Origin of the sequence: Pseudanabaena biceps PCC 7429 (genome assembly GCF_000332215.1) — a bacterium.
Classification (GTDB): domain Bacteria; phylum Cyanobacteriota; class Cyanobacteriia; order Pseudanabaenales; family Pseudanabaenaceae; genus Pseudanabaena; species Pseudanabaena biceps.
Genome location: NZ_ALWB01000246.1, coordinates 1 through 7652 on the forward strand (window position 1 = coordinate 1; position 7652 = coordinate 7652).

General features: G+C 44.3%; 6 protein-coding genes. 2 read left to right on the forward strand and 4 right to left on the reverse strand.

Translation table 11 applies throughout. The features are described 5' to 3' along the window. Positions 1 to 365 precede the first annotated feature (365 nt). Positions 366 to 1454: an ISAs1 family transposase gene (locus PSE7429_RS19735; RefSeq protein WP_009629113.1), complete on the forward strand. Its 1089-nt coding sequence runs from the start codon at positions 366 to 368 to the stop codon at positions 1452 to 1454. Positions 1455 to 1577: 123 nt separating this feature from the next. On the opposite strand, the gene PSE7429_RS19740 is transcribed toward PSE7429_RS19735, so the two are convergent. The 4 genes from PSE7429_RS19740 to PSE7429_RS19755 all read right to left on the reverse strand — a co-directional run bounded on the left by PSE7429_RS19740 (position 1578) and on the right by PSE7429_RS19755 (position 6855). After that, entirely contained in the window at positions 1578 to 2078 is a 501-nt protein-coding gene (locus PSE7429_RS19740; protein ID WP_009629114.1) for a DUF29 domain-containing protein, read from the reverse strand. Then, positions 2079 to 4427 carry an EcoAI/FtnUII family type I restriction enzme subunit R gene (gene hsdR, locus PSE7429_RS19745; protein ID WP_009629115.1) on the reverse strand — a complete coding sequence of 783 codons (2349 nt, stop codon included), beginning with the start codon at positions 4425 to 4427 and terminating at the stop codon, positions 2079 to 2081. A 196-nt stretch (positions 4428 to 4623) separates the two neighbouring features. Continuing rightward, entirely contained in the window at positions 4624 to 6450 is a 1827-nt protein-coding gene (locus PSE7429_RS19750; RefSeq protein WP_009629116.1) for an Rqc2 family fibronectin-binding protein, read from the reverse strand. Positions 6451 to 6540: 90 nt separating this feature from the next. After that, a complete protein-coding gene (locus PSE7429_RS19755; RefSeq protein WP_009629117.1) occupies positions 6541 to 6855 on the reverse strand; it encodes a DUF6679 family protein in 315 nt (104 codons plus the stop codon). A gap of 121 nt (positions 6856 to 6976) precedes the next feature. On the opposite strand from PSE7429_RS19755, the gene PSE7429_RS19760 reads away from it, so the two are divergent. Continuing rightward, a complete protein-coding gene (locus PSE7429_RS19760) occupies positions 6977 to 7525 on the forward strand; it encodes an RNA 2'-phosphotransferase (protein WP_009629118.1) in 549 nt (182 codons plus the stop codon). The last annotated feature ends 127 nt before the right edge of the window (positions 7526 to 7652 follow it).

Below are 7652 nucleotides of genomic sequence, written 5' to 3' on the forward strand. Positions count from 1 at the left end.
AGGTTTTCAGAATCCAGTCTATTTGCAATAAGTTTCACTTAATGACAATACGCAACGCTAGAATAAGGCTTGTGGCGGTAGGAATATTGACGGTTACGCTGGAATAAAAAGATAACGGGAAAAGTAAGATCCACACCCGCATCCTTCCGCATGATGTCTTGAATTGCTTTAACAGTAGTACTTATAGACATTGTAAGTTTTTGAATTAATTTTTAATAGCGTTAAATGCTAAAGATCCCCCTCAATCCCCCTTTTTAAGGCAGGGCTGTTTCAAGAATAGGTAAGCAAATGAAAAAAGTAAACTGTATTCACGAGTAGGGTTTTCAGGCAATAATTTGATCTAATAGAGTCAAAAGAGGACGAAAATGAGTAAAAGCATAATCGATTATCTCAAAGAAGTGCCAGATCCACGCGGAGCGCAGGGGAGCCGTGACGATTTATGGCAAATCCTGCTAATCATCATCATGGGAATTATGAGCGGCTACAAAGGTTATCGAGGATTAGATAGATTTGTGGAGAGACATCGGCGTACTTTAATCAAGCTACTAGCCTTGAAACAAGGAACCGTACCGTCATATTCAACACTCAGACGAATGATGATAGACGTAGACTATGCCAAGCTTATTAGTGCATTTAATAGCTGGGTGCAAGAACAACCAATGGCAAGAGGAGCCGGCATTGCAGGAGATGGAAAAAGTCTAAGAAATACCGTAAGTAACGCTGAGAATAACCAACAGAACTTTATTAGCATGGTATCGCTATTCTCACAGCAACAAGGCGTGGTAGTAGCAGCCGCAATCATGGAGAACAAAAAAGAAAGTGAAATCTGTGTGATTCAACAATTGTTGTCGCAGCTTAACTTGGAAAATCATGTGTTTACAATGGACGCTTTACATTGTCAAAAGAAGACAGTGGAAGCGATAGTCCAAAGCAACAATGACTACATCATTAAAGTAAAAAAAAATCAACCAAAACTGCAAGAAGCGATTAGAGTTCACACAGAGAAAGAACCAGCAATTCAAGTCAATATTGAGGAAGACACATCAAAAGGGCGTAAAGTCCAGAGATTGGTTGAGGTATTTGCACCACCAGCAAATATTGATTCAAGTTGGAAAGAGGTAGAGTCGGTGATAAGGGTAAATCGTTCAGGCGAACGCGATGGTAAGTCCTACAGCACATTGAGTTACTACTTCAGTTCTTTGCCCCCAACATCTAGACGAATTGCCAAGGTGATTCGAGGACATTGGCAGGTTGAGAACCGCTTACATTGGGTAAAAGATGTCATATTCGATGAAGATAAGAGTCCTCAAAGAGCAGGGAATGCACCGATTAATCTGTCAATCATCAAGACTTGGGTACTTTCTGTATTTAGGCTTAATGGTTTTGACTCAATAAAGGGTGCAATCGACCAACTTTCCCATAATATACCTGCTATGTGGTCTTTAGTCACTTAGACTTTCCCTTACCCATTCTTAAAACAACCCTGCCTTTTTAAGGGGGAAGAAGATAATTCTCCCCCCTTAAAAAGGGGGAAGAAGATAATTCTCCCCCCTTTTTAAGGGGGGCTGGGGGGGATCTTATTCAGGCAAAAAATCTTCATCGATCGCCTGTTCTATTGTAAAAGGCGAAACCACAGGAAAAGCCTCTAAAGACAATCTCGTTTCAATACGCGCCTGTTTTCTAGCATTTTTATAGCATTTATCAAAAATCTCAGCATAATAGCGTTTCAAGCTAGGACTAGCTTCAAAGATTTCGATTACTCTACGGCGATGCTCAGCAATACTTTTTTCCCAACTTCTTGTCCGCTTATGGGGTTGATAGCGCCACTTCAGCAAGTGTAATAAAATCACCACTAAATTACTACTCAGTGCATGTTTATCGCTATTTCCCATTGACTCGACTTCTTCTAGTAAATTAACCACATCTAGCTCCGACAAGCGCCCCTCACGCAAAAGCTGGGCTGTTGCCTCCACCCACAGATTAAAATCCTGCTCATAGAGTGAAGCGCCACTTTCACTTACATCAAGAGAGCCTGAAGTTTCTATGGTTTTTGGATTTGCTACAAATACCTGTGTCATTTAACTAACCTCTTGATATAAAGCATTTTCTAAATCAGCGATCGCCTGAAAATATCCCTGCTTACCACCAAATAGTCGCACAATTTCCAACTGTTTACCAAACTCCGTAAAGGGTGGTACTTTCAGCAGGTCGAGCTTCTCAATCTCCTCAATTCCAGAATCTGCGTATTTCTCCAATAGCTTTTCCAAAACTTGCCTTGCGCGATCGCCATACTTCGCAAAATAGTTTTGCTTTTGCATTTGGGTTCGCGCTTGGGCAACCCGTTCACGCCGAGTCAGGGGTGGCTGGTCAAAGGCAACATGACAGATCAAATCAAATAGGTCAAACTCCTGCCCTACCTCATTTTCGAGCATCGCTACCGATATTCCTAACTCCTCTAATTCCGTAGCGATCGCCCCTTTGCGTTCGAGTTCTTGCCAACGCCGCAAAAAACTCGCGATCGTGCCATATTTGCCCTGAATCGCTTGCGAAGCCTTGAACCGAATCGCCTCGGTTAATAATTTGCCATCCTTCCCCAAATACTGCTCGCGGATCGCCACCACATCCACCGATTCGCCCGACACCACATAGCGATCGCGTCTTTCGGAAACACGCTGATTGTCTGCAAAATCATCATCGTCATAGTTCACAGGCTCAGGTGGCGAAACAGGCTGATCGGGCTGTGGTTCATAAATCTGTACAGGATCGCCATCAAACTCAGGATTGCTAAACTTTATTGTCGCCTTCTTGAAATCCATAATCGTGAAGAACAGCTTGTTATGTTCCTCATCAATGCGCGTTCCCCTGCCCACGATTTGTTTAAACTTTGGCGTTGAATTGATGACCTGATCGATCACAATCAATTTGCAAGTCTTCGCATCTACACCCATCGTCAAAAGCTCCGAAGTCGTCACTATTACGGGATAGCGCTGTTCAGGATCGATGAAATTGTATAGCTGCGCCTTACCCTCCTTTTCATCCCCCGTAATTCGCATCACATATTTAGGATTTTCCTTGACGCGATCGCCATTTGCATTCACTAGCGCCTGTCGCATCCGTTCCGCATGGTCAATATCTTCACAAAATACGATCGTCTTGGCATAGGGATCAGTGGACTTGAGATAGTCCGTCACCAATTGCGCCACTAACAGCGTGCGCTCCTCAATCACCAAAGTTTTATCAAAATCCCGCTGGTTATAAACCCGATCCTCGATCAAGTTGCCACACTTATCGCGCTGTCCTAACTTGGGTCGCCAACCATCCAGATCCCGATCCAAATCAATCTTGATCACCTTATAGGGTGCAAGAAAGCCATCATCAATGCCTTGCTTTAGCGAATAGGTGTAAATCGGTTCGCCAAAATAATCGATATTCGAGACAGCCTCCGTCTCCTTGGGCGTAGCCGTCAAGCCGATCTGCGTCGCACTAGAGAAATATTCCAATACCTCGCGCCATGCCGAATCTTCCGCCGCACTACCCCGATGACATTCATCAATCACGATCAGATCAAAAAAGTCCTGCGCAAATTGTTTATAAATATTCTTTTCTTCTTCATTACCCGTAATTGCCTGATATAGCGCCAAATAAATCTCGTAGGACTTATCGATTTGCCGCTTTTTGATTTTGGTCATCGCGCCACCAAAGGGCTTGAAATCGTTAGTATGGGCTTGTTCAATCAAAATATTGCGATCGGCTAAAAACAAAATCCGCTTTGCTTTCTTGCCTTTCCACAATCGCCAAATAATCTGAAAAGCCGTATAAGTCTTACCCGTTCCCGTTGCCATGACTAACAAAATTCGCTTCTGTCCTTTAGAGATCGCTTCCACTGTGCGATTAATAGCGATCGTTTGGTAATACCGCGCCTGTCGGCGATCGGCACTGGGATAATAACTCTGTGCCACCAATGGTTTAAGTTCAGTCATAATCCCCTTGCCAGCACAGTAGCGCAACCACAACTCCTCTGGCGAAGGAAAGGCATCGAGAGCAATTTCCCTCTCCGTAACTCGTTCAGGATTGCTCAGATCGCGCTCTAAAAAAGCATCCCCATTCGATGAATACACAAACGGCACATCGATCAAGGCTCCCGTCGCGATCGCCTGTTGCATCCCTGCCCCGACAGAATGATTATTATCCTTTGCCTCAATCACCGCCAAAGGCAAATTATGTTTATAGGACAGTAGATAATCCGCCCTTTTGCGATCGCCGCGCATGGTCATCCCCTTACCGCGCACAAATATCCGCCCCTGAGTCAGCGTCACCTCTTCGCGAATTTGTTCGAGCAAGTCCCATCCCGCTTGCTGTAAAGCTGGCGTAATCAACTTAGTGCAAACATCTCTCTCACTGAAGGATTTTTTATCAGCGCTAGTCATAATTTAGCCATTCTAAACCAGAAATATAGCTATATTCACTTAAGTCAGGAAATCAAACTCAATAGAGAGTTGCGGCGCGAAGCGCCGCAACTCTCTATTGGGTTTGATTTTTGTAATATTACTGACTATAGCTATATTTCTATAGCAACGTAAAGATGAGTGGCGGTGCAAAGCGCCGCCACTCATCTTTACGTTGCTATAATCTCAAATTAGTGGGCTGTCCCCAAATAATCTTTTCGTGGGTATAAACGACCATCCCTGGTTTCGCGCCTTTGGGCTTAAATACATATTTGGGAATCGTGCAGACTACAGGAACTTGATCGCTTTGCCGAGCGCGACTGTAATAGGCGGCATAGTTAGCGGCGGTTTGCAGATCTTGGTCATCGGCGATCGCCCCCGCAGGTAATCGCAACAGTACGTGACTGCCAGAAATTTCTTGGGCATGGAGCCATAGATCATACTCTCCTGCAATACGGAAGGAAATCAAATCATTTTGGTAGTTATTCCTTCCTACCCAAACTTCAAATCCATTGGGAGTGGTAAAGCGATGACAATCGGGAATTTCTTCTTGCTTGGTGCGATTGCTTTTATTTTTGCCACCTTTACTGTTATTTTTCGTGCGTGGAGCATATTCGGCGGTGACTTTGAGATAGCCTTGCTGAGCTAGTTCTGCACGAATTTCCTGTAACGCCGAAAGTTCACTTTGTTCTAATAAACTCACAGCAGTAGCAACCTGTTCGAGGTAAGCGATTTCCTGTTGGACAGCCTCTAAAAGTGGGGTGATCGCAAGGGCAGCCCGCTTTTGTTTTTGATGTTTTTTATAAAAAGATTGAGCATTCTGTTGGGCATTTAGCGTTGGATCGAGGGGAATGATTACGGGGGCTGCTGAATGGAAATCAGTCAGTTTAATCTCTTTCATCCCAATTTCCCAGAGATGCAAATGCGCCATTAACAAATCCGCTTTATTTTTAAAATCATCGGCTTGGGTCGAGAGTTGCAAGCGATCGAAAAATTCTTTCTCTTTAATCGATAACTTCGCGAGCTGATTGTGAATTGCTTGACTAATTTGTTGATGTAATTGCTGAAACGCAACCTGTCCTGTTTGTTGGGAATAGTAGCGATCGCAAAAGACATTAACCAATAAAACCAATAATGGAGGGATATTCCCATCGCGCCGCTCTTTTTCTGGCAAACAGATGGCAAGATTCCCATTCTTCTCGGCTGCGATCAAGGGAGGAGGAAGGAGCGAATAACCCTTTCCTTCTAAATGCGGGTAGAACTGCTGGCGATCGAGACAAGTGAGCCATAGCTGCCAAGCGCTGTATAGCGATTCCCATTCGGTATGGGTTAAATCAGTCACATTGCGATCGCCATTGAGGTGAGATGCTGCCAATAGCGATCGCACTAGGGACGAACTCACCCCACGGTAATTACTCACCAAATTGCGCTTAATTTCTTTCGGAATCAAAATCAAGCGATCGCGCCACGAATCAAAGGATTCATCGAGGTTAGGAATTGCTTCGAGAAGAGCAGGGGGCAAGGCATAGCGATCGCCTGTTTGGATGGGACGCACACGCGATTGCTTGCTACTGACTTGATGGGCTGCGGTGACGATTTCCCCATGGGCATTTACTAAAATGGCATTGCTATACTTGCCCATCACTTCGAGATAGAGATGCCATTGCACCTCATCATCGGGACGCTTGGCAAATTGCAGATCGACCACCCGTTCCCAAGGACTCGTTAGTTTCACTGAGACAAGGGCAAATCCTGCTACCTGATGGAGAATCTGTTGACTAAAGGTGAAAGTATCGGGCTGTTTGGGCGGCGGCGTACATAGATGTAAGCGAGCGGACTGGGGATGCCACGATAGCAATAACCATTGCTTCTTTTCTAAAGTTCGTAATTGTAAATGAATTGTATGGCGATCGCTTTGATACACCTGCTCTAACCTCGCAGGCACACAAGCTAGATCTAGCTCATGGGTCAAAGCTACAAGTGCGGTCAGATCGGCAGGTTGCATCGGTTTAATCTCATATACACATAAAATAGAGTGAACGCAAAGCGTCCACTCTATGGTTAAAACAAAGGAGTGCTCCGCACCCCTTTGCCCTTATTTATCAGGATCGATACGGGGGCGAATCTGCTCAGCTTCAGGACAATCATCGGACACCAACAGATCGCTGGATGACATCCCTGTTTTGGTAAATGAAGATAATCTTTGAGTAACAGCACCAATACTCTCTAATCTGACCATTTCTTCCCAAGAGCAAACCTCGTCTTCATCCTCAGTCTCGTAACGAATTGTTACCACGTCGCCTTCAATATCCAATATCTTGGCTCTTTCTAGCCAACGTCCCTGATCCCTCAGGTAAATCCAAACATCGCTCTTGGCTTCACAAAGTTGATATATTTTGCGATGTAGCATTCGCTTATGTCCTCAGGGTTACATAATTTTTAAGGTTAGAGCATACCGCAAAAGGTAAAAAAAACTAACCATTACCATTGTAAACGACTATACAAGCATTTCAATTTTTAAACCAAAGGTTATGGATAAAAATTTAGTCCATCTCAGTAAATTTATGAGTCTTGTGCTCCGCCATCAGCCAGAAATAATTGGTTTGACCTTAGACGAGCATGGTTGGGCTGAGGTCGATCGCTTAATTGAGTTCGCAAAGCGTAACGGGAAAGACATTTCCATAGCCCAATTGGAGGAAATAGTAGCCACAAACGATAAAAAACGATTTGCATTTAATCCTGAGAAGTCAAAAATTCGTGCCAATCAAGGACATTCCCTTCAGGTTACCCTCGATTTAACTCCCCAATTACCACCTAATCCTCTGTTTCACGGTACGGCAACGCGATTTCTAGATTCAATTCGCCAACAGGGACTATTGGCAGGAAAGCGTCAACATGTCCATTTATCAGCGGATGTCACCACAGCGATCAAAGTCGGTCAGAGACATGGTAAACCAGTGGTTTTACAGGTTGATACGTTACGGATGCACCGAGATGGATTTGTCTTCTTCTGCTCGGAAAACTCAGTATGGTTAACGGAATCAGTTCCGCCTCAGTATTTGGAGTTTCCTGATCAGTAGTTCGGCATAATTAAAAACCAAACCCAGAGAGTATACCGCCCGCTACGCGGGCGGTATACTCTCTGGGTTTACAGCAATTATCGATCAAACGAACCACAGGGAAATTTTTGAAAGCGTTGCTTTGCAA

Coding starts and splice junctions, on each gene's coding strand:
- PSE7429_RS19735 (WP_009629113.1), top strand. CDS start 366: ATGAGTAAAAGCATAATCGATTATCTCAAAGAAGTGCCAGATCCACGC.
- hsdR (WP_009629115.1), bottom strand. CDS start 4,427: ATGACTAGCGCTGATAAAAAATCCTTCAGTGAGAGAGATGTTTGCACT.
- PSE7429_RS19755 (WP_009629117.1), bottom strand. CDS start 6,855: ATGCTACATCGCAAAATATATCAACTTTGTGAAGCCAAGAGCGATGTT.
- PSE7429_RS19760 (WP_009629118.1), top strand. CDS start 6,977: ATGGATAAAAATTTAGTCCATCTCAGTAAATTTATGAGTCTTGTGCTC.
- PSE7429_RS19740 (WP_009629114.1), bottom strand. CDS start 2,078: ATGACACAGGTATTTGTAGCAAATCCAAAAACCATAGAAACTTCAGGC.
- PSE7429_RS19750 (WP_009629116.1), bottom strand. CDS start 6,450: ATGCAACCTGCCGATCTGACCGCACTTGTAGCTTTGACCCATGAGCTA.